A 22,919-nucleotide genomic window follows, 5' to 3' on the forward strand; every position below is an offset into this window, starting at 1 on the left:
TCGGGGCGCGCTCTTGACACGCGTTTGGCTCACCGCTGCTCCCGGGAAGCTGCGCGGGCCTCGTCCACGCGGCGCAGGCAGGCTTCCCGGTCAGCGCGGGCCATGGCTTCGGGCACGCGGAACAGGTCGATCCTCTGCTCGACGGGCATGCAGTAGGTGGTCGCAGCCCACAGCTTGGGATCGTCGATGCCGCGGAGCGGCTCGATGTCGGCCCACACCCGCGCGATCTTGTCGTCCGACGCGGTGACGATGCGCTTGCCATCGGGGCTGAACGACGCGCCATTGACCACGGAGTCGGAGGCCCGAAGGACCATGGGCTCGCCCCCGCCGTCGGCGTCCCACACCCGCGTGGTCATGTCGTGCGACGCGGTGACAATCCGCTTGCCGTCAGGGCTGAACCTCGCTGCCACGACCCAGTTCTCGTGACCGCGAAGGACGATGGGCGTGCCCGTGCCGTCGGCGTTCCAGACCCGCGCGGTCCCGTCAAAAGATGCGGTGACGATGCGCTTGCCGTCAGGGCTGAACTCCGCCGAGTAGACCTGCTCCTCGTGGCCGCGCAGAACGACGGGCTCACCCGAGTTGTCGGCGTTCCACACGCGCGCGGTCTTGTCCCAGGACGCGGTGACGATGCGCTCGCCGTCGGGGCTGAATGCCGCCGAGTAGACCTGATCCTCATGGCCGCGTAGAATGACGGGTTCACCGGAGCCGTCGGCGTTCCACACGCGCGCCGTCTTGTCCCAGGACGCTGTGACGATGCGCTTGCCATCGGGGCTGAACGCCGCCGCGTAGACCTGCTCCTCGTGGCCGCGCAGGACCACGGGCTGGCCAGCGCCGTCGGCGTTCCAGATGCGCGCGGTCCTGTCCCAGGACGCTGTGACGATGCGCTTGCCGTCGGGGCTGAACGCCGCTGAAGTGACCCGATCTTCATGACCGCGGAGGACGATGGGCTCGCCGGTTCCATCGGCATTCCACACGCGCGCGGTCCTGTCCCAGGACGCTGTGACGATGCGCTTGCCGTCGGGGCTGAACGCCGCCGAAATGATGACGTCCTTGTGACCACGGAGGGCCATGGGCTCGCTTGCCTCCTCGGCGTTCCACACGCGCGCGGTTCTGTCGTAGGACGCGGTGATGATGCGCTTGCCGTCGGGGCTGAACGCTGCCGAAGACACTCCCCTGTTGTGAAAAGGAATGACCAGGGGCTTGCCTGTGCCATCGGCGTTCCATACACGCGCCGTCTTGTCCCAGGACGCGGTGACGACGCGTTTGCCGTCGGGGCTGAATGCCGCCGAGTAGAGCACATCCTCATGACCGCGAAGGACCACGGGCTCACGCTTGCCGTCGGTGTTCCACACGCGGGCGGTCTTGTCCCATGATGCGGTGACGATGCGGTCGCCGTCGGGGCTGAACGCCGCCCAGTAGACAGAGTTCTCGTGGCCGCGCAGGACGATGGGCTTGCCGGTACCATCGGCGTTCCGTACCTGCGCGGTCTTGTCCCACGATGCGGTGACGATGCGGTTGCCGTCGGGGCTGAACGCCGCGGAAGTGACCCGATCGTCATGACCGCGGAGGACCACGGGCTCGCCGGTACCATCGGCGTTCCACACGCGCGCGGTCCTGTCCCAGGAAGCGGTGACGATGCGGTTGCCGTCGGGGCTGAACGCCGCGGAAGTGACCCGATCGTCATGACCGCGGAGGACCAGGGGCTCGCCGGTTCCATCGGCGTTCCAGACGCGCGCGGTCCTGTCGTAGGACGCGGTGACGATGCGCTTGCCGTCGGGGCTGAACACCGCCGAGGAGACATAATCCTGGTGACCGTGCAGGACCACGGGCTCGCCGGTACCATCGGCGTTCCACACGCGCGCTGTCTTGTCCCAGGATGTGGTGACGATGCGCTCTCCGTCGGGGCTATAGCTCGCGGACAGGGCCGCATCCGGATGGATGAGCACCGCGCGAGCGATCCAGCGATGCAACGCCCAGCGCGCGAGGACGGCCCACCCCCGCGGCACGTCGGGCGGCTCGATCTCTCTCAGGATGGCGAGCACGGTCGTTGGATCGGCCTGCAGCTCACGGGCCGTGGCCATGCGGGTCGCGTTGCGCGCTTCTCGGGCCTCGACCTGCGCACGAGCCGCTTCTTGATCGGCGCGCGCAGCTTGCTGGCTGGCATCGATCGCCAGGCGCGATACGAGGAGCGCAGCCGCGCCGAGCGTGGCCATCAAGGCCACCCCGAACCGCTGGCGCAGGCGCAGGCGCCGCGCGCGCTCGGCGAGCGCCACGACGGCCCGGAGATAGCGCTCCTCGCGCTTGCCCAGCCCGACGCGGGAGGCGGCGCCCTGCTCGGCGCGGCGGCGCTCGTACCACGCCCTGGCCTCCTCCGCGGCGCGATCGCGCCAGATGAGGCCCTCGTCCCCGCCGCTCGCCTCCCACTGCTGGGCCGCGGCGCGCAGCCGGGCCACGAGCTGCGCGTCTTGCTCGCTCTCGGCGAGCCACTGCCCGAGCTTCGGCCACCGCTCGATCAAGGACTCGTGGACCAGCTCCACGGTCGGCCCCACGCGCTCGCCGCCGGTCTCGCCGCCCACCCCGAGGAGCAGGAGCCGCGCGCCGGCCAGGTGCTGGACCACCTGCGCGATCGCCTCGGCGCCGTCGCGCTCGCCGCCCGGCGCGAGCTCCTGGAGCTCGTCCAGGCTCACCACAGCGCGCGTGCGCTCGGGCGTGACGAGGCGCAGGAGCACCGCCCGGACCAGCCGCTGCTCGCGCGGCGGGAGCGCGGAGAGCACCGCGTCCGCGTGGGCCGACAGGGCGCCGGCGACGCCGCCGAGCCGTTCATAGCTGTCCCGCGTGACCAGCCGGCGCTTGCGATCCCGCGCGTCCCAGAGCTTGCCGGCCGTGAATTGCAGGAGCGGCAGCGGGCTCCGCGTGCTCTCGAGCGCGCCCAGCATGTGCTCGACCATCTCCGCGGCCTCGAAGCGATACCCGGCCGCCTCGATCGGCCGCGTCAGGGCCTCGCGCAGGTCGTCGCGGCCCATCGGCGGCAAGAGCCAGAGCCCGCCTGTCGCGTCGCGGATGAACCCCCGGTCGTCGGCCATGCGCTCGAGGAAGTCGGAGCGGACGGCGAGCAGGACGCGCAGGGGGGATGACGCGTCGTCGGCCGCGCCCTCCAGGCAGGCGACGAAGGCGGCCCGCTCCTCGGGGGCGTCGCCGAGCGTGTAGAGCTCCTCGAACTGGTCGACGAAGAGCAGGATACGGCGACCCGCCCCCTCACGCCGACAGCGCGCGCGCAGCCGGGCGCCCAGATAACCTGGCTGGGCGCGCAAGGTGGCGACCAGCCCGTCGTGATCGGGGAGCTCCGGTGAGCCCACCATCGCGTCGCCTGGCGCCGTCGCCCCGCTCGCGCGCTCCGCCGCGGCGACCTGCGCGAGCACATCGGCGAGGGCGTACAGCGGGCGGCGGCCCGGCCGCAGCACGAACGCCTCCCAGCGGTCCTCAGAGCCCTTCAAGGCCGGGATCACGCCCGCGCGCACGAACGACGACTTGCCCGCCCCGGAGGGGCCGACGAGCACCATGAGCTGCTGGCTGCGCAGCCGCGTCGTCATGGCGGCGATGTCTCGATCGCGGCCGAAGAAGCGCGCGGCGTCCGCCTCCTGGAACGCGAACAGGCCGGCGAAGGGGCTGTCGTCCTCGCCCAGCCGCAGCGCCCGTCGGCCGGGGGCGAGCGCCTCGAGCTCGGCGAGGAGCTCCCTGGCCGAGCCGATGCGCTCGGCCTTGCGCTTCTTGAGGCAGCGGTCGATGAGGGCGCCGAGCGCGCCCAGCTCCGGGCGCCGCTCGCTCTGGCTGGGCATGGGGAGCTCGAGGTTCACGATCTCCGGGAGCCGCGCGAGCGAGAACGGCTCCAGCGGGTGCTCCCCCGTGAGCAGCTCGACCAGGATGACGCCCACGGCCCAGAGGTCGGTGCGACCATCGACGTCCCTGCCCAGCAATTGCTCGGGCGCCATGTAGCGGGGTGTCCCGACCGCCCCGCGCCTCCGGTGCTCGCCGGCGTCTCCGGTGAGCGCCGCCGCGCCCGCGAGCGCCGGCGCGCAGCTCGCCTCGATCCGCTTGGCGAGGCCGAAATCGACCACCTTGGTGCATCCGGCGTCGTCGACGAGGATGTTCTCCGGCTTGAGATCGCGGTGCACGATCCCGAGGCCGTGCGCGCACACCAGCGCGCGAACGACAGGGATCATGGCCTCGACCACGGCGCCGGTCCCCCTCGATCCAGGACGCGCAGGGGCGGCTGACGACCCGGGCGCGCCGGGGAGCTCGCGCTGGGTCATCCACTCGCGCAGCGAGGGACCCTTGATGTACTCGAGCACGAGGTAGGGACACCCGAGGATCTCGTCGACCTCGTGGATGACGACGATGTTCTCGTGCCTGCAGCGCGCCGTGGCCCGCGCCTCGTCGAGGAAGCGCTCGATCCTGCGCCCGGTGTAGCTGAGGAGAAACTTGATCGCGACCAGGCGGCCGAGCCTCGTGTCGCGCGCCAGGTACACGACCGCCATGCCGCCCTGGCCCAGCTTGCGGATGATCTCGTAATGCTTGAGGGGGGCGCCGATGCTCACGGGCGCGGTGGCCTCGATCGGCTCCGTCGGCGATCTCGCAGCGCCGGTCCGGAGCGGCACGGCGGCCGGCGCTCGCCCGCTGAATGGCGCGCTGGATGAGGCCTCGGAGAGCGTGAGCGTGGGCTCCTCGCCGGCGATGCCGGGCGAGCTCGGGTCGTCAGGATGGGTCGTGACGCCTTGTCCCGGGGCGGTCGGGGCGGGGCGGGTGAACTCCTCTCTTCTGTTCTCGATCCCCTCGGTCCGCTCAACGCCGCTCGGCGCGTCATTCGAGATCAGGTCCTCCCGGCGGAGCCCGTCCACCTCGCAGGCGTCGAGCTCGCACAGCAGGCCGTCGGCCGTGGCGGCCCGCGCCGCGATATCCTCGATCGTCGCTCTTCGCAGGATCGCGCCGAGCGGGTGTGTGAGGAGCGGGCGAGGGATCGGGGTGGGCTCACCGCTCCCCGGCCGCGGAGCCTCGCCGCGGGGCGATGGGCCACCGCCGACCCGCCTGCCGGTGAGGCACTCGAGAAACACGAGCCCCCAGGCGTACAGGTCCGAGCGCGCCGTCGGCGGGTAGCCCCGGAGCTGCTCGGGCGCCGCGTACGCCTGCCAGGTCACGAGATCGCTCGAGGTAGCGAGCGTCTCGCCCCGGCCTGCTCGCGCGGCCGCGGCGAGCGCGCCGAAGCCAAAACCGAGCACGCTCGCGCCCCGCAGCGCTCCAGCCTGCACGGTCATGACGTGGCTCGGCTGGAGGTTTCCGTGGATCATGCCGTGCCTGTGCGCGAAGGCCAGCGCGTCGAGGACCTGCAGCATCAGGCTCCGCGCCTGCTGCGGCTCGAGCGCGCCCTGCTCCGTGAGCAGCTCGGACAGGCTCTGCCCGGACACGAGCCCGAAGACGGCGTAGAGCTGTCCGTCATCGGTCTGCCCGACATCGATGGGCCGGACGATGCCGGGATGCTGGAGCCGCGCGAAGCCGCGCATCTGCCGCAGGAAGCGCCCGCCGCGCACGCGCGCCAGGTCCGCGGGAGCTCCGTCCCGGTCCAGGCGGGTGACCTCGAGGACGATCGGTTGCCCCGTGGCGAGTTGCCGCCCCTGGTAGGCGAACACCAGGCCACCTTCCCGGAGCATGGAGAGGACCTCGTAACGGCTCTGGAACACCATTCCTGGAGCGAGGATCTCCTGGTTCATCACAGCCCCTCAGGTCGCCGCCGCCTCGCGCGGCAGCCTCGGTCGATCGAGCCGTCGCCGCTGTCGACGCGGCGGCCGTCACGGAGAGCCCGCCCCACGCCTGCGCCGGGGGAGCTCGACAAGGTGGCCGGCCCGATGCTCGGACAGCCAGCCTCGCAGCCCGTTGCTTGCTCATATAGCTGCGTCTCGGCCACTCGTCCGCCCCGCCCGGCGTCTTCGACGGCGGGCCGGGAGCGGCGAGGATCTGCGGTATTGGCATGACCCCGCTCGGCCTCGCCGCGGGCGCCGTGTCCTCGATCATCGCTTCGACCCACGGCGCGGAGGCGGAGCGCCGCGCGGGCGCTGCGGCAGCGCACGAGCGCGACGTTGGGCGGAGAGGAAGATGGAGAGGGAGAGATTCACAGGGAGACGGGGAGGCGGGGAGGCGAGAGCCGGGATCAGTCGTTCGAACCAGCTGCCTCAGCGCCGGCTGCTTCGGGTTGGGTCGAGGCGGGGCGGCTGGTGGTGCTGGAGTGGTCGTCTTCGATGCGAAGCCGGGCGAGCCGGACAGCCTCCGCGCCGCGGCGTACCAGGCGGCGGACCCCGCGGCGGAGCGCCGGCGTGTTGAAGTTGACGAGCAGTCCGACGTCCAGGTTCGTCAGCTTCAGGTACGTGAGCACCTGAGCTTCATGGACTGGCAGCAGATGATCGACGGCCTTGAGTTCCAGCACGAGCTTCTCCTCGACGACAACGTCCAGCCGATAACCACAGTTGAGCATGGCTCCCTTGTAGATCACCGGCAGCGGCCTTTGCCTCGCGAAGCTCAAACCGGCGAGCGACAGTTCATGGCACAAGCATTGTTCGTAGGCGGACTCCAGAAGCCCGGGACCGAGGTGGCGATGCACCTCGATGCACGCTCCGAGGACTCGCTCGGACAGATCCCACAATCGCCCCATCGCCAACTCTGTGTTCATACCCCTATGTCGACGCGGGACCAGACGTAGTTGCGCAGAATTGACGTCCCCGGCACCCGCCCTTCAAGACGAGCGACCTGGAGCCAACCGGCACCGAACAAGCTCGAACGATGGTCCCCATCTCTCACCCACCCCCCCCTGTCTGTACTCTCTCTTTCTCGCCTCCCCGCCTCCCCGCCTCCCTGTGTACTCTCTCTTTCTCTGTCTCCGGCCCAACAGGGTCTCACGCCGCCGGGCTACGCCGGGGTGGACGGCGCGGATGGCGGGCACGGAGGTGGCGGGGGCGGCGGCTCCCTGGCGGGCCGGGATCGGAGGGCGAGGGGCCGGGGGATCGCCGTTCGGGTGCTCGGGCGGGGACGGCGGCAAGGGCGGGAACGGAGGGCACGGCGGCGGCGGGCTCGGCGGGCCGTCGATCGGGGAGGCGGGCGCGGAGAGGTCGCGACGTGGCGGAGCGACCTTGCGAGGGGGGCGGGCCAGGTCGAGATCGAGCCGGGCGGCCTTGGAGGGGGTCGCGGGGAGGTCGCGACCTGGCGGAGCGGCCTCGCGAGGGGGGACAGGTCGATCTGAAACCGACCCGGGCGGCCTCGGAGGGGGTCGCGGGGAGGTCGCGACCTGGCGGAGCGGCCTCGCGAGGGGGGACAGGTCGATCTGAAACCGACCCGGGCGGCCTCGGAGGGGGCGCGGGAAGGTCGCGACCTGGCGGAGCGGCCTCCGAGGGCTCTTGGTCGCGTTCGCTCGAGACGCCACGGTGATGCCCCGCCGCGCTCGCCAGCGTGGCGGCGCTGGCGGTTGCGGAGCTGGACCGATGATGCCGGACGCCCCGGTCGCGCGCCGGCTTGCCGGATCGGCGTGCCAGAGCGTCGTGGAGTCGAGGTCGCCGTCGTCGCACGCCTCGCCGGGGTCGAGCGCGCCGTCCCCCTTCAGCTCACCGCTGCTCCCGGGACGCTGCGCGGGCCGCCTCGACGCGGCGCTGACAGTCTGCCAGGCCGCTCTGGGCGGTGGCCTTGGAGTTGCGAAGGAGCTCCATCCTCCGCTCGACGGGCATGCAGTAGGTTGTCGCGGTCCACAGCTTCGGGTCGCCGGGGTCCCGGAGCGGCTCGAGATCGGTCCACACCCGCGCGAGCTTGTCGTCGGACGCTGTGACGATGCGCTTGCCATCCGGGCTGAACGCGGCCGAGTTGACCGCGGCGTCGGAGGCCAGGAGGACCGCGGGCTCGCCCGTGCCGTCGGCGTTCCACACCCGCGTGGTCATGTCACGAGACGCGGTGACGACGCGCTTGCCATCCGGGCTGAACGCCGCCGAGTTGACCCAGTTCTCGTGACCGCGAAGGATGATGGGCGTGCCGGTGCCGTCGGCGTTCCAGACCCGCGCGGTCCCGTCCCAGGACGCCGTGACGATGCGCTTGCCATCCGGGCTGAACGCCGCCGAGGTGACCCAGCTCTCGTGACCGCGGAGGGGGATGGGCGTGCCGGTGCCGTCGGCGTTCCACACCAGCGCGGTCCTGTCACCAGACGCGGTGACGATGCGCCTGCCGTCGGGGCTGAACGCCGCTGAAGACACCCCTTCCTTGTGGCCGCCAAGGAGGATGGGCGTACCGGTGCCGTCGGCGTTCCAGACCCGCGCGGTCCCATCCACGGACGCGGTGACGATGCGCTTGCCATCCGGGCTGAACGCCGCCGAGTAGACAGCATCCCTGTGGCCGCGAAGGAGGGTGGGCGCGCCGGTGCCGTCGGCGTTCCAGACCCGCGCTGCCTTGTCGTAGGACGCGGTGACGATGCGCTTGCCGTCGGGGCTGAACGCCGCCGAACAGACAGCATCCCCGTGGCCGCGAAGGAGGGTGGGCGCGCCGGTGCCGTCGGCGTTCCAGACCCGCGCTGCCTTGTCGTAGGACGCGGTGACGATGCGCTTGCCGTCGGGGCTGAACGCCGCCGAACAGACCCGATCCGCGTGGCCGCGGAGGATCCTGAACTCGTTCATTCCGTCGACGCTCCAGACCCGCGCGGTCCTGTCGGACGCGGTGACGACGTGCTTGCCGTCGGGGCTGAACGCCGCTGAGCTGATCGAGACATCATGACCGCGAAGGACGATGGGCGTGCCCTTGCCGCTGGCGTCCCAGACCCGCGCGGTCCCGTCGTGGGACGCGGTGACGACGCGATCGCCATCGGGGCTGAACGCCGCCGAGTAGATTGCCTTCTTGTGGCCGCGAAGGACGATGGGCGTGCCCGTGCCGTCGGCGTTCCAGACGCGCGCGGTCCTGTCCTTGGACGCGGTGACGATGCGCTTGCCGTCAGGGCTGAAGGCCGCCGAATAGAGCTTGTCCTTGTGGCCTCGAAGGAGGATGGGCGCGCCCGAGCCATCGGCGTTCCAGACGCGCGCGATCTTGTCGCTCGACGCGGTGACGATGCGCTTGCCGTCACGGCTGAACGCCGTCGAGTGGATCACGCCCACCTTCCTGCCGAGGAGCATGGACTCGCCGGTGCCGTCGGCGCTCCAGACCCGCACCGTCCCGTCATAGGACCCGGAGACAACGCGCTTGCCGTCGGGGCTGAAGGCCGCCGAGGTGACTCCATCCTTGTGCCCGCGGAGCACAACGGGCTCGCCGGTGCCGTCGGCGTTCCAGATGCGCACGGTCTTGTCGTTGGACGCGGTGACGATGCGCTTGCCGTCACGGCTGAACGCCGCCGAGGAGACCCGATCCTCGTGACCGCGAAGGACCACCGGCTCGCCCGTGCCGTCGGCGTTCCACACCCGCACGACCTCGTCCGCGCAGGCCGTGACGATGCGCGTCCCGTCAGGGCTGTAGCTCGCGTACAGGACGAGATCCGGATGGTTGAGCACCGCGCGAGCAACGAAGCTGTTCAGCGCCCTCCGCGCGAGGTCGTCCCACCCGCGCAGCACGTCGGGCGGCTCGAGCTCGCGCAAGATCGCCAGCGCCGTCGTTGGATCGGCCCGGAGCCCGCGCGCCGCGGCCGCGGCCATCCGGGTCGCGTTGCGCGCCTGCCGGGCTTCGTCCTGCGCGCGCGCCGCTTCCTGACTGGCGCGCGCGGCTTCCCAGTTGGCGCGCGTCTTTTCCTGATGGGCCTTCATCGCGAGCAGCAGCACGGCGGCCGCGACCGCGCTGATCGCGACGAGCACGGCCGTCCCGAACCGCTGGCGCAGGCGCAGGCGCCGCGCGCGCTCGGCGAGCGCCACGACGGCCCGGAGATAGCGCTCCTCGCGCTTGCCCAGCCCGACGCGGGAGGCGGCGCCCTGCTCGGCGCGGCGGCGCTCGTACCACGCCCTGGCCTCCTCCGCTGTGCGGTCGCGCCAGAGCAGCCCCTCGTCCCCGCCGCTCGCCTCCCACTGCTGGGCCGCGGCGCGCAGGCGGGCCACGAGCTGCGCGTCTTGCTCGCTCTCGGTGAGCCACTGCCCGAGCTTCGGCCACCGCTCGATCAAGGACTCGTGGACCAGCTCGACGGTCGGCCCGCCGCGCTCGCCGCCGATCTCGCCGCCCGCGCCGAGGAGCAGGAGCCGCGCGCCGGCCAGGTGCTGGACCACCTGCGCGATCGCCTCGGCGCCGTCGCGCTCGCCGCCCGGCGCGAGCTCCTGGAGCTCGTCCAGGCTCACCACAGCGCGCGTGCGCTCGGGCGTGACGAGGCGCAGGAGCACCGCCCGGACCAGCCGCTGCTCGCGCGGCGGGAGCGCGGAGAGCACCGCGTCCGCGTGGGCCGACAGGGCGCCGGCGACGCCGCCGAGCTGCTCGTAGCTGGCCTGCGTCAGCAGCCGGCGCGCGCGATCCCGCGCGTCCCAGAGCTTGCCGGCCGTGAATTGCAAGAGCGGCAGCGGGCTCCGCGTGCTCTCGAGCGTGTCCAGCATGTGCTCGACCATCTCCGCCGTCTCGAAGCGGTAGCCGGCGGCCCCGAGCGGCCGCGTCAGGGCCTCGCGCAGGTCGGCGCGGCCCATCGGCGGCAAGAACCAGAGCCCGCGGGTCACGCCGATCATGAAGTCGCGGTGCTCGGCCAGGCGATCGAGGAAGTCGGAGCGGACGGCGAGCAGGACGCGCAGGGGGGACGAGGCGTCGTCGGCCACGCCCTCCAGGCAGGCGACGAACGCCGCGCGCTCCTCGGGGGCGGCGCCGAGCGTGTACAGCTCCTCGAGCTGGTCGACGAAGAGCAGGGCGCGGCGCCTCGGCCCGTCGCGGCGGCAGCGCGCGCGCAGCCGCGCCCCGAGGCAACCCGGCTGGGTGCGCAAGGTGGCGACCAGCCCGTCGTGATCGGGGGGCTCTGGCGAGCCCGCCGCCGCGCCCGCGGGCGGCGGCTCGGCGATCTGCGCGAGCACGTCGGCGAGCGCGGCCAGCGGGCGGCGCCCCGGCCGCAGGATGAACGACTCCCAGCGGTCGCTGGAGCGCTTCAAGGCCGGGATGACCCCCGCGCGCCCGAGCGACGACTTGCCGGCCCCGGAGGGGCCGGCGATCACGAGGAGCTGCTGGCTGCGCAGCCTCACCGCCATGGCGGTGATGTCGCGATCGCGGCCGAAGAAGCGCGCGGCGTCCGCCTCCTGGAACGAGAACAGGCCCGCGAAGGGGCTCTCGCCCTCGCTCAGGTCGAGCGATCTCCGATCGGGCAGGAGCGCCTCGAGCGCGGCGAGGAGCTCGCTGGCCGAGCCGACGCGCGCGGCCTTGCGCTTCTCGAGGCAGCGATCGACGAGGGCGCCGAGCGCGCCGAGCTCCGGGCGCCGCTCGCACAGGCTGGGCATCGGGGCGTCGAGGTCCACGACCTCCGAGAGGCGCGCGCGCGAGAACGGATCGAGCGGGTGCGCCCCCGTGAGCAGCTCGTGCAGGATGACGCCCACGGCCCAGAGATCGGTGCGGCCGTCCATGTCGCCGCCCAGGAGTTGCTCGGGCGCCATGTAGTGCGGCGTGCCGGCGATCGCGCTCTTCCGGGGCTGGCCGGCGTCCCCGGCGAGCGCCGCCGCCGCGCCCGTGATCGCCGGGGCCAGGCCCGCGTCGATGCGCTTGGCCAGGCCGAAATCGAGCACCTTGATGCCTCCGGCGTCGTCCAGGCGGATGTTCTCCGGCTTGAGATCGCGGTGCACGATCCCGACCTCGTGCGCGCAGAGGAGCGCGCGGACCACGGGGATCATGAGCTCGATGGCGTGGCGGGGCGACATCGAGCCGGGCGGCGCGGCGAGGACCGGCCACCCGGACGCGTCGGGGCGCTCGCGCTGGGTCATCCACTCGCGCAGCGAGCGACCCTTGATGTACTCGAGCACGAGGTAGGGATATCCACGGATCTCGTCGACCTCGTGGATGACGACGATGTTCTCGTGCCTGCAGCGCGCCGTGGCCCGCGCCTCGTCGAGGAAGCGCTCGATCCCGCGGCCTGTGTAGCTGAGGAGGAGCTTGAGCGCGACCAGGCGGCCGAGCTTTGTGTCGCGCGCCAGGTACACGACCCCCATGCCGCCCTGGCCCAGCTTGCGGATGATCTCGTAATTGTTGATGATATCGCCGGGGTCGAGGAGCGTGACGTCCCGCGCGGGCGCCGCGGCCGCCCCGTTCCCGGGGAGCGCGGCGCGCTCGGTGCGCTCCCCCGGCGTCGTCGCTGGCCCGGTCGCCGGCGGGGCCGGCATCACCAGGTCTTCCCGGCGGAGCCCGTCCAGCGCGCAGGCGTCGAGCTCGCGCAGCAGGCCGTCGGCCGTGGCGTTCCGCGCCGCGACGTCCTCGAGCGTCGCCTGCCGCAGGAGGGCGCCGAGCGGGTGATCGAGGAGCGCGGGAGGGAGCCGCGCCGGCCCGCGGCTGGCGCCCGGGAGAGCGGCCCCGCCGGCCGGCTCGCCGCGGCCCGCGCGCAGGCCGGTGAGGCACTCGAGGAAGACGAGGCCCCAGGCGTACAGGTCCGAGCGCGCCGTCGGCGAGAACCCCCGGCGCAGCTCGGGCGCCGCGTAGGCCTGCGAGCCCACGATCTCGCGGCCGGAGACGGGCGCTTCCTCCTGCTCCGCCCGCGCGTCCGCGGCGCCGGCGCCGAAGCCGAAGCCGAGCACCAGGGCGCCCGGCTGCGCGCCCGAGGGCGTGACAAGCACCTGGGCCGGCCTGAGGTCGCCGTGGACGACGCCCTGCCGGTGCGCGAAGCCGAGGGCGTCGAGGACCTGCCGCAGGAGGTGCCGCGCCACCGGGGGATCGAGCGCGCCGCGGGCCGACAGCAGCTCGGCCAGGCTCTGGCCGGGCACGCGCGCGAAGACGGCGAAGACCTGCCCCTCGTCCGCCTGCCCTGCCTCGATGGGCCGGACGATGCAGGGGTGGTCGAGCCGCGCGCAGCGGCGCATCTCCTGAAGGAACCGCGCGCGGCGCCGTCGCGTCAGGTCCGCGGGGGCCTCGTCCCTGGAGAGGCGCAGGATCTTGAGGACGATCGGCCGCCCGCTCGCGAGCTGCCGCCCCTCGTAGACGACCGCGCGCCTGCTCTCCCGGAGCAGGGACAGGATCTCGTAGCGATCCTGGAACACCGTCCTCGGAGCGAGGATCCCCTGATTCATCGCGGCCCTTGCGAACGGTGCCCCCCGCGCGGCAGCCTCGGGCGGGAGGCCGCGCACCGCCAGATGTCCGCGACGATCTCGGCGACGATCGTGCGCCCGCCTGAGCCGCGGGGCGGGCCTCCGGGGACTTGAGGGGGAGGAGCCTCGCTTGTCCCGCCCCCTGACGCTCGTCCGACCGCTGCCGCCGCTCGCGAAGGACGCTTTTTCAGGGGACGACGCGGCGCTCGTGGCCGGGTTCCGGCGGGGCGACAGCAGGGCGCGCGCCGCCCTGTACGACAGGTACGCCGAGCACATCCACCGGGTGCTCTACCGGCTGCTCGGCTTCCACCACGACCTCGCGGACCTGCACCACGACGTCTTCGTGCGCGCGCTCGGATCGCTGCCGAACCTCGAGGACCCGAGCGCGCTCAAGGGGTGGCTCACGATGATCGCCGTGCACGTGGCGCGCTCGTCGATCACCCGCGCGCGGCGGCGGCGCTGGCTCTGGTTCTTGCCGAGCGAGGAGCTGCCCGAGGTCGAGTCCAGCGCGGCGTCGGGCGAGGTGCTGGACGCGCTGCGGGCGACCTACGCGGTGCTCGACGCGCTCCCGGTGGACGAGCGCATCGCCTTCGCCCTGCGGTTCATCGACGGCATGGAGCTGACCGAGGTGGCCGCGGCGTGCGAGACGTCGCTGGCGACCGTCAAGCGGCGGCTCGCGCGCGCCTCGGCCCGCTTCGGGGCCGAGGCGCGCAAGCAACCCGTGCTCGAGGCGTGGCTCGAGGGAGGTACCCGGTGGGGCAATCCGAGCGATCGCTGACCGCCCTCGGGCGGCGCGTGGCCGCGCTGCAGGACCGGGCGCCGGGGGCGCGGCTCGACCTGGAGCGGGGGCGCGCGCGGCTGATGGAGGCGGAGCTGCCGGGTCGGCGGGGGGACGGCAGAGGACGCGGGGAGGGGACCGCGAGCGGGGCGCGGCTGCGGGCGCCGGGGAGGTGGGGCGGGCGGCGGGTCGCCGCCGTGATGGCGGCGGCGGCGCTGGTGCTGTCGGCGGTCGCGGTGGTGATCGTGGCGCGACCGGGAGCGCCGATGCGGTTCGAGCTCGGGACGACCGAGGTGGGGGTCGTCGGGGCGTGGATCGCCGCGCCGGCGGCGGCGGAGCTGCCGATCCGGTTCTCGGACGGGTCGCTGCTCCGCCTGGCGCCGGGCGGGCGCGCGCGTGTGGCGTCGGTGGACGCGAACGGCGCGGAGATCGCGCTGGAGCGGGGCGCGCTGGATGTCGCGGTGGTCCACCGCGGGGGGGCGCGCTGGCGGGTGCGGGTGGGGCCGTTCCAGGTGCACGTGACCGGGACGCGCTTCGAGACCCGGTGGGACCCGGTGACCGAGCGGTTCGAGGTGGCTCTGATCGAGGGGGCGATCACCGTGTCGGGGCCGGTCGTGGGGGAGGCGCGGGCGGTGCGCGCCGGGGAGCGGGTGACGGTTTCGCCCGGGACGAATACGATCGAGGTGGCGCCGATCGGTGCAACCGGCGCAACCGGCGCAACCGGCGCAACCACGTTGGGGGCGGGCTCAACCCCGGTCGGGCCAGGCTCAACCTCGGTCGGGCCAGGCTCAACCCCGGTCGGGCCAGGCTCAACCTCGGTCGGGCCAGGCTCAACCTCGGTCGGGTCAACCTCGGTCGGGTCAACCTCGGTCGGGCCAGGCTCAACCCCGGTCGGGTCAACCTCGGTCGGGCCAGGCTCAACCCCGGTCGGGTCAACCTCGGTCGGGTCAGGCTCAACCCCGGTCGGGTCAACCTCGGTCGGGTCCACCCACCCGCCCGGCCACGCTGGCGCCGAGACCCCCCTGCCGACCGCGCCGGAGACGCCTCGCTGGCGGGCCCTCGCCCTCGATGCGCGGTACAAGGACGCCCTCGCCGCCGCCGAGCGCGAAGGCTTCGACGCCCTCTGCGCCGCCGCGGGCGCCGGCGACCTCCACGCCCTCGGCGACGCGGCCCGGCTCGGCGGCAGCTCGGCCCGCGCCATCCAGGCCTTCACCGCCCTCCGCCGGCGGTTCCCCGGCACGCCCGAGGCCGCTGCCGCGGCGTTCCTTCTCGGACGGATCGCGCAGGACCAGAGCAACGACCCCGCGGGCGCCGCGCGCTGGTTCACCCGGTACCTGAGCGAGCTTCCGGGGGGCGCCTTTGCCGCCGACGCTGCGGGGCGCCTCGTCGAGGCGGAGGACAGGCGCGGCGACGAGGAGGGCGCCCGCCGCGCGGCCGAGCGCTACCTCGCCGCGTACCCGAACGGCTCCCATGCCCCCTACGCGCGGCGCCTGCTCGCGCGCGCGCCGGCCCCGACCCCCTCCGCGCCCGGGTCCGCCACGCCGGACGCCGCCCCCGGCGACCCTCCCGCGCCGTGACACGCCGCTCCCCGGCGCCCCTCCTCCTCGCCCTCGCCGCGCTCGCGGCGGGGTCCTCGCTCGCCGCGAGCGCGCGCGCCGACGAGGCCCTCGAGGACGCCTCCTCGACCATCGCCGTCGTGTGCGCCCCCGGCGATCGCTTCGGCCTGCGGGTCGTCGCCGAGCTCGAGTCGCTCGGCTTCCGGGCGGCGATCCTCGACCCCGCGGCCGACGCGCCGGCGTCGCGCGCCTCCCTCGAGGCCTCCGCGCGCGACGCCGGCGCGATCGCCGCGATCCGCGCCGTCCCCTCCGGCCGCGGCGTCGAGGTGTGGATCGCCGATCGGGTCACCGGCAAGACCGTCCTCCGCGAGATGGCGGGCGACGCCGGCGCGCCCGACAGCGACGCCGCGCTCGCGCTTCGCGTCGTCGAGCTCCTGCGCGCCAGCCTCCTCGAGGCCGCCCTGCCCGCGCCGCCGCCCGGAGAGCTGCCCGCGACCCCCGAGATCCGCGAGAAGCTGCGCGTCCCCGCGCCGGCCGCGCTCGCCGACCCGCCCTCGCCGCCGCCGTCGCCCTCGCCGCCGCCGTCGCCCGCGCTCCGCGTCGCGCTCGCTCCCGGCGCGCTGCTGAGCCCCGGCGGCCTCGGCGCGGCGGCCAGCGTCGACCTCGGCGTCGTCTGGATGCCGAGCGAGCACGTCGGCGCCGTCGCGTTCGCGGCGATCCCGTTGACCAGCGCGCGGATCGAGCGAGCGAACCTCGACGTCGACCTCTCGGTCCAGCTCACCGGCGGCGGCGCCCGCTTCACCACCCGCGCGGGCCGGTGGGCTCCCTCGGCGGATCTCGGCCTGGCGGTGGTCTCGCTCCAGAGCACGGGCATGGTCGTCAGCTCGAGCTTCAGCAACGGCGAGGCCTCCACGATGACAGTCGCTCCCTTCACGCGCCTCGGCCTCGCCTTCGCCGTGACACCCACGTTCCGCCTCCGCGCCGACGTCCTCGCCAGCGTGGTCGTCGAGGGGGTCTCGATCCAGATCGCCGGGCGCGAGATCGCGACATGGGGTCGACCGATCCTGCTCTCTTCTGCCGGCATCGATCTCGGCTGGTTCTGATGAGCCGTCCTCGCGCCCTCGGGGGACTTCACCCGAGAACCTGTTCTGGAGGTCAATCCAATGAAGAGCTTCCTCATGGCCATCGGCGTGATGGCGATCGTGAGCACCGGGTGCGAAGAGATCGTGTTCATACCCGTTCTGGGCGGGGAGCACCCGTCCGATCCGGACTCCCCCCCGCCTCCCGACGACGACCCTCCGGTGCCGAGCGCCATCGCGATGAGGGCCGGCGATCTGCCGCCCGATTTCAACTTCCGGAAGGGGGAGGATCCCGACACGTTCATCCTGGTTTTCAACAGTGATGTCCAGGAGTGCCCTCCGACCGTGATCGAGCCGACGTGCGACAATGCACCCATCTGGCAGCTCATCCTCGCCCTGCCGCCCGAGCTCGACACACCCGGGCTGATCGACCTGTCGGATGACCGGATCCGTTTTCAAGAAGCGCTGTCCGAGAACGCCAACGGTTGCGGTTTGTTCGGCGGGGAAGGCTTCCTCGGCTACAGAGGCACGCTCGAGATCATCAGCACCGACGAGACCTCCCTCTTCGTGAAGCTGCGTGACACCGGCATGGAAGGTCGGGCGAGCGGCGATTACACGGTCCAGCGCTGCGGCGCAGCGCTCGAGACCGCGCCCGGCGGGTGATGGCCCCCCTCGCCCGCGCCCGCTCGCTCCGCGGGCCGCGGTGGACTCCTCCTCCGGCGCGCCGGCCACCCGGGCGCGCGGCGCTCGGCCTGCCGCCGGCCTGGTAGGCTGCCGCGTCCGCACCTATGCTTCACGGCCGCGCGCCCCGCGGGGGCGCCGCGAGCCATTCCACCGGGGAGCGACGACGCGCATGATCCAGATCTTCGGCACGGCCAGGTGCAAGGCGACGCGGGCGGCGCAGCGGTTCTTCGCGGACCGGGGCATCAAGGTCCAGTTCGTCGAGGTGCGCGAGAAGGGCCTCTCGAAGGGGGAGCTCGCCAGCGTGGCGCGCGCTGTCGGCGGCGTGCGCGCGCTCTACGACGCCGAGGGCGCGCGCGTGAAGGAGCGCGGCCTGCAGCACCTCGGCCCGAGCGACGCGCGCATCGCCGAGCTCCTCGCGGAGGATCCGCTCCTGCTCCGCACGCCCATCGTGCGCGACGGCCAGCGCGCCTGCGTGGGCGCGGCCGAGGCGACGTGGAAATCGTTCGCCGACGCCGCGAAGGGGAAGTAGAGGCGATCGGGATCGCCGAGCGGGGCCGGCTCCAGACGGCGCCGTACCTCGGCGATGAAGCGGAGAAGGGGGTGAGGGTGGCACAGTACGTCGCGTTCCGGTCGGGCATCGAGGTGCGCGCGGCCAACCTGCAGACCCTCTTCGCGGCGCCGGGTCGCGCGTATCTCCCGATGATCATGAAGATCATGATCAAGCACGGCCTCCACCAGCTCATGGCCATCGACTGGCTCCCCATGCAGCTCTGGCTCGACGCCCAGCGGGAGATCGCGGACACGATCGGAGAGCACACGCTCTTCGCGCTGGGCAAGAAGGCCCCCGAGGTGGTCGCCTGGCCGACGGGCATCGACACCATCGAGGCGGCGCTCGCGTCGATCGACGTCGCCTATCACCTCAATCACCGCATGGACGGCGAGCCGATGTGCGATCTGCGGACCGGCGTGATGAAGGAGGGGATCGGCCACTACCGCTGTCGCGCCAGCGGCGACCGGAGCATCGCCGTCGTCTGCGATACGCCCTACTCCACCGAGCTCGAGCGCGGGCTCATCACCGGCACGGCTCGCAGGCTCGAGCCGGCCGCCGAGGTCACCCTGGACGAGACCCAGCCCACCCGCAGGCGGGGCGGGGACTCGTGCACCTTCCTCGTGCGGTGGTGATCCCGGCGCGCCGGCCCGGCCGCCGCCCTCACCGCGCCTGTCCACGCCCGTACTCCTTGAGCTTGCGGTAGAGCGTCGACACGCCGATCCCGAGCTCCGCCGCGGCGCGCGTCTGGTTGCCCCCGTTGCGGGCCAGCACCGCCAGGATGTACTCCTGCTCGACGTCGCCGAGCGTCCGCACGCGCGCCTCGGCCGCCGGCGCCGACGGCACCGGCAGGGCGGAGCGCACCTCCTCGGGCAGGTCCTCGGCCTCGATGCGCCGCCCCTCGGCGAGGGCGACGGCCCGCTCCATCGCGTTCTCCAGCTCCCGCACGTTGCCGGGCCACGCGTAGCGCACGAGGCGGTCGGCGGCGCCGGGGCTGAGGCGCGGCGCCGGCCGCTTCATGCGCGCGGCCGCCTGGGCGAGCAGCCCGCGCGCGAGCGGCAGCACGTCCTCCCGGCGCTCGCGCAGCGGCGGGAGCCGGAGCTCGACCACCTTGAGCCGATAGTAAAGATCCTTTCTGAACCGGCCGGCCGACACCTCCGCGGCGAGCTCGCGGTTCGTCGCCGCCACCACGCGCACGTCGACCGGCCGGCTCCGGTTCTCGCCGACCCGCCGCACCTCGCGCGCCTGCAGCGCCCGGAGCAGCTTCACCTGCGCCCCGGCCGGCAGCTCGCCCACCTCGTCGAGGAACAGCGTCCCCCCGGCCGCCGCCTCGAAGATCCCCGCGCGGTCTCGCGTCGCGCCGGTGAAGGCGCCGCGCGCGTGCCCGAACAGCTCGCTCTCGATCAGCGGCTCCGGGATCGCCGCGCAGTTGATCGCGAGCAGCGGCCCGCGCGCGGCGCGGGATGACGAGGCGTCGTGGACGAGCCGCGCCACGCGCTCCTTGCCCGTGCCGCTCTCGCCCGTGACGAGCACGGTGGCGTCCACCTGCGCCACCCGCCGCGCGAGCTCCACGACGCGCTGCATCGCCGGGCTCGCCGCGATGATGCCGCCCGCGTCAGCGCCCGCCGCGCCCGCCCGCGAGAGCGCCTCCGCGCGCGTCTTCAGCCGGCGCTCGGCGCGCCCCAGCGCCTCGGCGGCGCGGCGCAGCGAGGCGTCGAGGCGGTGCTCCTCGAAGAACGGCAGGTGCGGCTCGAGGTCAGCGCCCCACGCCTCGGCCGTGCGGCCGGCGAACACGCAGCTCGCGTCGCCGCGGCCCAGGCAGCGGCGCTCGATCACGTAGATGTCGCGGCCCTCGACGCAGCTCAGGTAGCCGCTCGCGAACCCCGCGAGCGTCCAGCACACCGGCGCGTCCGCGCGGCCGACGTGCAGCAGGTGCTGCTCCGCCTCGTACGACGCCTCCACCGTCGCGCCCCCGGGCGAGAGCGGGTCGTCCGCGCCCGGCGCGAGGCGGATCAGCCCCTGCAGCGCGTGGATGCGCCCGCCGGCGCCGCGCCACTCCTCGTCGCTCTCCAGCGCGAGCTCGGCGCGCGCCGCCTCGGCCGTGCGGTAGCCGTGCGCGAAGCCGAACCGGGTGAGGATCGCCCGCGCCGCCGCCGCGCCGACGCTGTCGAGGAGCTGCCTGCGAAGGAGGCCCATCGCCACCGCGTCGAGCAGGATCGCCCGCGCCCCGGAGAAGCGCAGCTCGCCGGCCTGCGGGTCGACCGTGAGGAGCTCCGAGAGATCGAGGTCCGCTGCGCGCATGCTGCCTGCCCTGTCGACGCGACCGGAGCATAGGTGGCCCTCCCGTCGCGCGGAAGGCTCCGCCGGGCGGCCCGACGCGGCGCGACGTCCGGGCGCGCCTCCGGAGCCCCGCGCCCCTCGCGTCATCGAGCGCGCGCGAGGCGCGCCGGCGGGGGCACGCCGGCGCGCGGTCAGCGCGCAGCAGCGTGGTAGTCCTGGATGATGTAGTAATGCGCCTCCATCGCCGAGATCATCCTGTCGATGTTCCTGTCCTTCACGAACTCCCAGAAGGCCTCGTCGATCGGATCGAAGAACGGGCCGGGGACGCTGAGGTGGCGCGAGGGGACGAAGCGCGTCCTCGGGTCGCTCGCGTCCTTCATCGCCCGCTGCGACAGCGAATCGTAGAGGCTGATGTCGGTGTCGGTCCTCGACGGGATCGACCCCTTGAGCGGGTTGAGCGCGTCCTGCCCTTCCACCGATCCCATGGTCGCGAGCAGCTCGAGCGCGGCGTTCCGGTGCACTGCCCCTCTCGGGAGGACGAAGGTGTCGACCACGTAGACGAACGCGTCGTCGCCCACCGTCACCATGCCGAAATCCTCGCCGAGCGCGTACCCGCGCGCCTGGAACTCGGCCTTGGCCCAGTCCCCGTCCATGACCATCGCGGCCTCGCCTCGCCCGACGAGCTCGACGGCATCGTACCAGCGCAGCTCCTCGGCGTTCGCGTTCATGTGCTTCATGGCCTTCAGGCCCGCGCTCAGCGCGGCCCTCACCTTGGGCGTGTCGGGGCTCTCGAGGCGCCCCTTGAACAGGTCGTCGTAGTACGTCGCGCCGGCCGACATGATGAAGATGTGCTCCCACATGACGCTGGCCGGCACCGACGGATCCCTCGCCGCCACCGCGAGCGGCACGACGTTCTTCGCGGCCAGCGCCTCGTTGACGGCGTGGAGCTCGACGAGCGTCCTCGGGGGACGGAGGCCGTTCTCCGCGAAGATCTTCTTGTTGTAGAAGAGGCAGTTGGTGCGGTGGATGTTCACCGGCACCGCGTAGAGTCGACCGTCGTGCGACACGGACTCGACGACCGACGCGGGCGCGCTGGAGAGCCACCCGCTCGACGCCACGACGTCATCGATCGCCTCCAGCTTGTTCTCTCCCTCCTGGCCGTTGTACCTGACCCAGCTCATCATCCGGGCGCCGCCGTAGGACTGGAACATGTCCGGCGGGAGGCCCTCGACCATGCGCTCTTCCAGGCGCCTCTCCGAGGCGTTCGCCGCCGCCGCGGCGGCGTTGATGACCTTCACGTCGGGGTGATCGCGCCGGTGGACGTCGAGGAGCGCCTGCAGCGCCCTGCTCTCGCTCGGGCTGCTCCACCAGCTGAAGACCTCGACCCTCGCGTCTCCGCCCTCCGGATCGCCGCCCCCGCACCCCGTCGCGCCGAGCGTGGCGAGCGTCAGGACCCCGGCATAACGCAGCACCGCCACGAAGGCACCCTTCATGTCAGTCTCCCGTCCTCCGTTGTCGCCCCGCCGCTCGCCACCAGCGGTCTGCGAGCCCATGTCCGTCGAGCATCAGAGCGCGGCGTGATGGTACATTCTCTCGAACCGCGTGCGACGTCAAGCTCGAGCGCCCCGGAAGGAGCCTCTCAGGAGCCGTCGCTCATGAGCTCATGGGTCGAGTCGCGGCCGCTGGTCGAACTTCCGGTCAGGCGCCGCTCCGTGTACGATCCGCGCGCCGGGGACATGCGAGGTATGGCGGAAAGTACGGTGTGAGATGAGCGATTCCTTGCTCGATGTCGGGCAGCGGGGCCGAGCGCGAGTCCCCTTCGTCTCTCGGCTGTGGCGCGCGCTGCGGGGCGCCCGCCGGCGCGATCTTGCCGCGCCGCTCGCGGCGCTCATGCCCCTCGCGGCCGCTGCGTCGTGCAGCGTGACGGTCGACCTCGATCCGCTCCAGGACGGCGTCTCGTGCCCGAGCGGGCAGAAATCCTGTTACGGAAGCTGCGTGTCGATCATGGACCCTGACTACGGGTGTACTCCGGACCGGTGCGCGCCGTGCACCCTGATGCAGGCGGACGCCGTCTGCGACCCCTCCAGCGCGGAAGGCCAGTGCATCCTGAGCAGGTGCATCCCGGGCACAGAGTACGAGAGCTGTGATGGCGACCTGAACAACGGGTGCGAGACCAACACGAACACCAGCCTTGAACACTGCGGCTTCTGCAACACCCCGTGCACCTGCGAGGTCGGCTTCGCCACGTGCATCCGCGGATCGTGCCGATGCTCGTCGTGACGGCGGGGGGCCGGGCCCCTCGGGATCACGATCAGAGCGGCCGCTTCGCCCGGTATCGCGTGTAGCAGCTCGGGCAGCGCCACTCCATGATCCGGCGCCCGTTCGCGTCGACGGTCCGCGTCAGCCTCCACCCGTACCGCGAGCTGATCAGCGTGTAGTTCGTCTCCGTCTTCGGCGCCGGTGTACCGCAATCGACGCACCGCTGGGCTACGCGCTGCTCGCTCTCCGGTGGGATCGTGTGCCCTGAGGGGGCAGAAGGCGCGCTCGTCGGGCCGTCGAGCATTTCCGGGTAGAGCGAATCGCGTCTGGTAGCCGACATCTGAACCTCAGGATGTACGCTGAATGTCCACTGAGCGTGTCGCCTCACCTGTCCGCTGGGCGCCCGGGATCCAACGCTCTCAAGTGTAACGGAGGACTCCTCGGGTGCCAAGATCGATCTCGATGAGACCCACGGTCGCGCGGCTTCCGCGGCCGTTC

13 protein-coding genes are annotated in these 22,919 nt (G+C 73.0%); 7 read left to right on the forward strand and 6 right to left on the reverse strand.

The features are described from left to right. Nucleotides 1-29 precede the first annotated feature (29 nt). From WMF42_RS01165 to WMF42_RS01175, 3 genes are all read right to left on the reverse strand, one after another. Nucleotides 30-5,762 (reverse strand): nSTAND1 domain-containing NTPase, encoded by a 5,733-nt coding sequence (locus tag WMF42_RS01165; protein ID WP_437689827.1) that lies wholly within the window; start codon nt 5,760-5,762, stop codon nt 30-32. 437 nt (nt 5,763-6,199) lie between these two features. After that, on the reverse strand, nt 6,200-6,715 hold the full coding sequence (locus WMF42_RS01170; RefSeq protein WP_437689828.1) for a GxxExxY protein: 516 nt from the start codon (nt 6,713-6,715) through the stop codon (nt 6,200-6,202). A gap of 925 nt (nt 6,716-7,640) precedes the next feature. Next, nucleotides 7,641-13,220, reverse strand: a complete 5,580-nt coding sequence (locus tag WMF42_RS01175; protein ID WP_437689829.1) for an nSTAND1 domain-containing NTPase — start codon at nt 13,218-13,220, stop codon at nt 7,641-7,643. Nucleotides 13,221-13,368: 148 nt separating this feature from the next. On the opposite strand from WMF42_RS01175, the gene WMF42_RS01180 reads away from it, so the two are divergent. The 6 genes from WMF42_RS01180 to WMF42_RS01205 all read left to right on the forward strand — a co-directional run bounded on the left by WMF42_RS01180 (nt 13,369) and on the right by WMF42_RS01205 (nt 18,517). Next, nucleotides 13,369-14,016, forward strand: a complete 648-nt coding sequence (locus tag WMF42_RS01180; protein WP_437689830.1) for an RNA polymerase sigma factor — start codon at nt 13,369-13,371, stop codon at nt 14,014-14,016. Then, nucleotides 13,992-15,593 carry a FecR domain-containing protein gene (locus WMF42_RS01185; RefSeq protein WP_437689831.1) on the forward strand — a complete coding sequence of 534 codons (1,602 nt, stop codon included), beginning with the start codon at nt 13,992-13,994 and terminating at the stop codon, nt 15,591-15,593. Before WMF42_RS01180 ends, WMF42_RS01185 begins: the two co-directional genes overlap by 25 nt. Then, on the forward strand, nt 15,590-16,675 hold the full coding sequence (locus WMF42_RS01190) for a hypothetical protein (RefSeq protein WP_437689832.1): 1,086 nt from the start codon (nt 15,590-15,592) through the stop codon (nt 16,673-16,675). The genes WMF42_RS01185 and WMF42_RS01190 overlap by 4 nt, the downstream gene beginning before the upstream one ends. 75 nt (nt 16,676-16,750) lie before the next feature. Continuing rightward, complete coding sequence (locus tag WMF42_RS01195) at nt 16,751-17,314, forward strand: hypothetical protein (protein WP_437288372.1); 564 nt, start codon at nt 16,751-16,753, stop codon at nt 17,312-17,314. A gap of 190 nt (nt 17,315-17,504) precedes the next feature. Next, entirely contained in the window at nt 17,505-17,864 is a 360-nt protein-coding gene (locus WMF42_RS01200) for an arsenate reductase family protein (RefSeq protein WP_061607159.1), read from the forward strand. Continuing rightward, nucleotides 17,828-18,517, forward strand: coding sequence for a hypothetical protein (locus WMF42_RS01205; RefSeq protein WP_155798219.1), 690 nt, complete (start codon nt 17,828-17,830; stop codon nt 18,515-18,517). Before WMF42_RS01200 ends, WMF42_RS01205 begins: the two co-directional genes overlap by 37 nt. A 28-nt stretch (nt 18,518-18,545) precedes the next feature. On the opposite strand, the gene WMF42_RS01210 is transcribed toward WMF42_RS01205, so the two are convergent. Together WMF42_RS01210 and WMF42_RS01215 are read right to left on the reverse strand one after the other, a co-directional pair. After that, a complete protein-coding gene (locus tag WMF42_RS01210; protein ID WP_437689833.1) occupies nt 18,546-20,183 on the reverse strand; it encodes a sigma 54-interacting transcriptional regulator in 1,638 nt (545 codons plus the stop codon). 170 nt (nt 20,184-20,353) lie between these two features. Beyond that, on the reverse strand, nt 20,354-21,655 hold the full coding sequence (locus WMF42_RS01215; protein ID WP_437689834.1) for an ABC transporter substrate-binding protein: 1,302 nt from the start codon (nt 21,653-21,655) through the stop codon (nt 20,354-20,356). 274 nt (nt 21,656-21,929) lie between these two features. Here WMF42_RS01215 and WMF42_RS01220 point away from each other — a divergent pair, with 274 nt between their 5' ends. Then, on the forward strand, nt 21,930-22,442 hold the full coding sequence (locus tag WMF42_RS01220) for a hypothetical protein (protein ID WP_061607163.1): 513 nt from the start codon (nt 21,930-21,932) through the stop codon (nt 22,440-22,442). 31 nt (nt 22,443-22,473) lie between these two features. Here WMF42_RS01220 and WMF42_RS01225 read toward each other — a convergent pair whose 3' ends face one another. Then, entirely contained in the window at nt 22,474-22,761 is a 288-nt protein-coding gene (locus tag WMF42_RS01225; RefSeq protein WP_155798220.1) for a hypothetical protein, read from the reverse strand. Nucleotides 22,762-22,919 lie beyond the last annotated feature (158 nt).

The sequence above is a fragment of the Sorangium sp. So ce176 genome, from assembly GCF_051519835.1.
GTDB classification, from domain to species: Bacteria; Myxococcota_A; Polyangia; order Polyangiales; family Polyangiaceae; genus Sorangium; species Sorangium cellulosum_G.

Bases quoted from the DNA above. Each gene is read 5' to 3' on its own strand.
- WMF42_RS01170 (WP_437689828.1), bottom strand. From the start codon at position 6,715: ATGAACACAGAGTTGGCGATGGGGCGATTGTGGGATCTGTCCGAGCGA.
- WMF42_RS01195 (WP_437288372.1), top strand. From the start codon at position 16,751: ATGGCCATCGGCGTGATGGCGATCGTGAGCACCGGGTGCGAAGAGATC.
- WMF42_RS01215 (WP_437689834.1), bottom strand. From the start codon at position 21,655: ATGAAGGGTGCCTTCGTGGCGGTGCTGCGTTATGCCGGGGTCCTGACG.
- WMF42_RS01200 (WP_061607159.1), top strand. From the start codon at position 17,505: ATGATCCAGATCTTCGGCACGGCCAGGTGCAAGGCGACGCGGGCGGCG.
- WMF42_RS01165 (WP_437689827.1), bottom strand. From the start codon at position 5,762: ATGAACCAGGAGATCCTCGCTCCAGGAATGGTGTTCCAGAGCCGTTAC.
- WMF42_RS01220 (WP_061607163.1), top strand. From the start codon at position 21,930: ATGAGCGATTCCTTGCTCGATGTCGGGCAGCGGGGCCGAGCGCGAGTC.
- WMF42_RS01210 (WP_437689833.1), bottom strand. From the start codon at position 20,183: ATGCGCGCAGCGGACCTCGATCTCTCGGAGCTCCTCACGGTCGACCCG.
- WMF42_RS01175 (WP_437689829.1), bottom strand. From the start codon at position 13,220: ATGAATCAGGGGATCCTCGCTCCGAGGACGGTGTTCCAGGATCGCTAC.
- WMF42_RS01225 (WP_155798220.1), bottom strand. From the start codon at position 22,761: ATGTCGGCTACCAGACGCGATTCGCTCTACCCGGAAATGCTCGACGGC.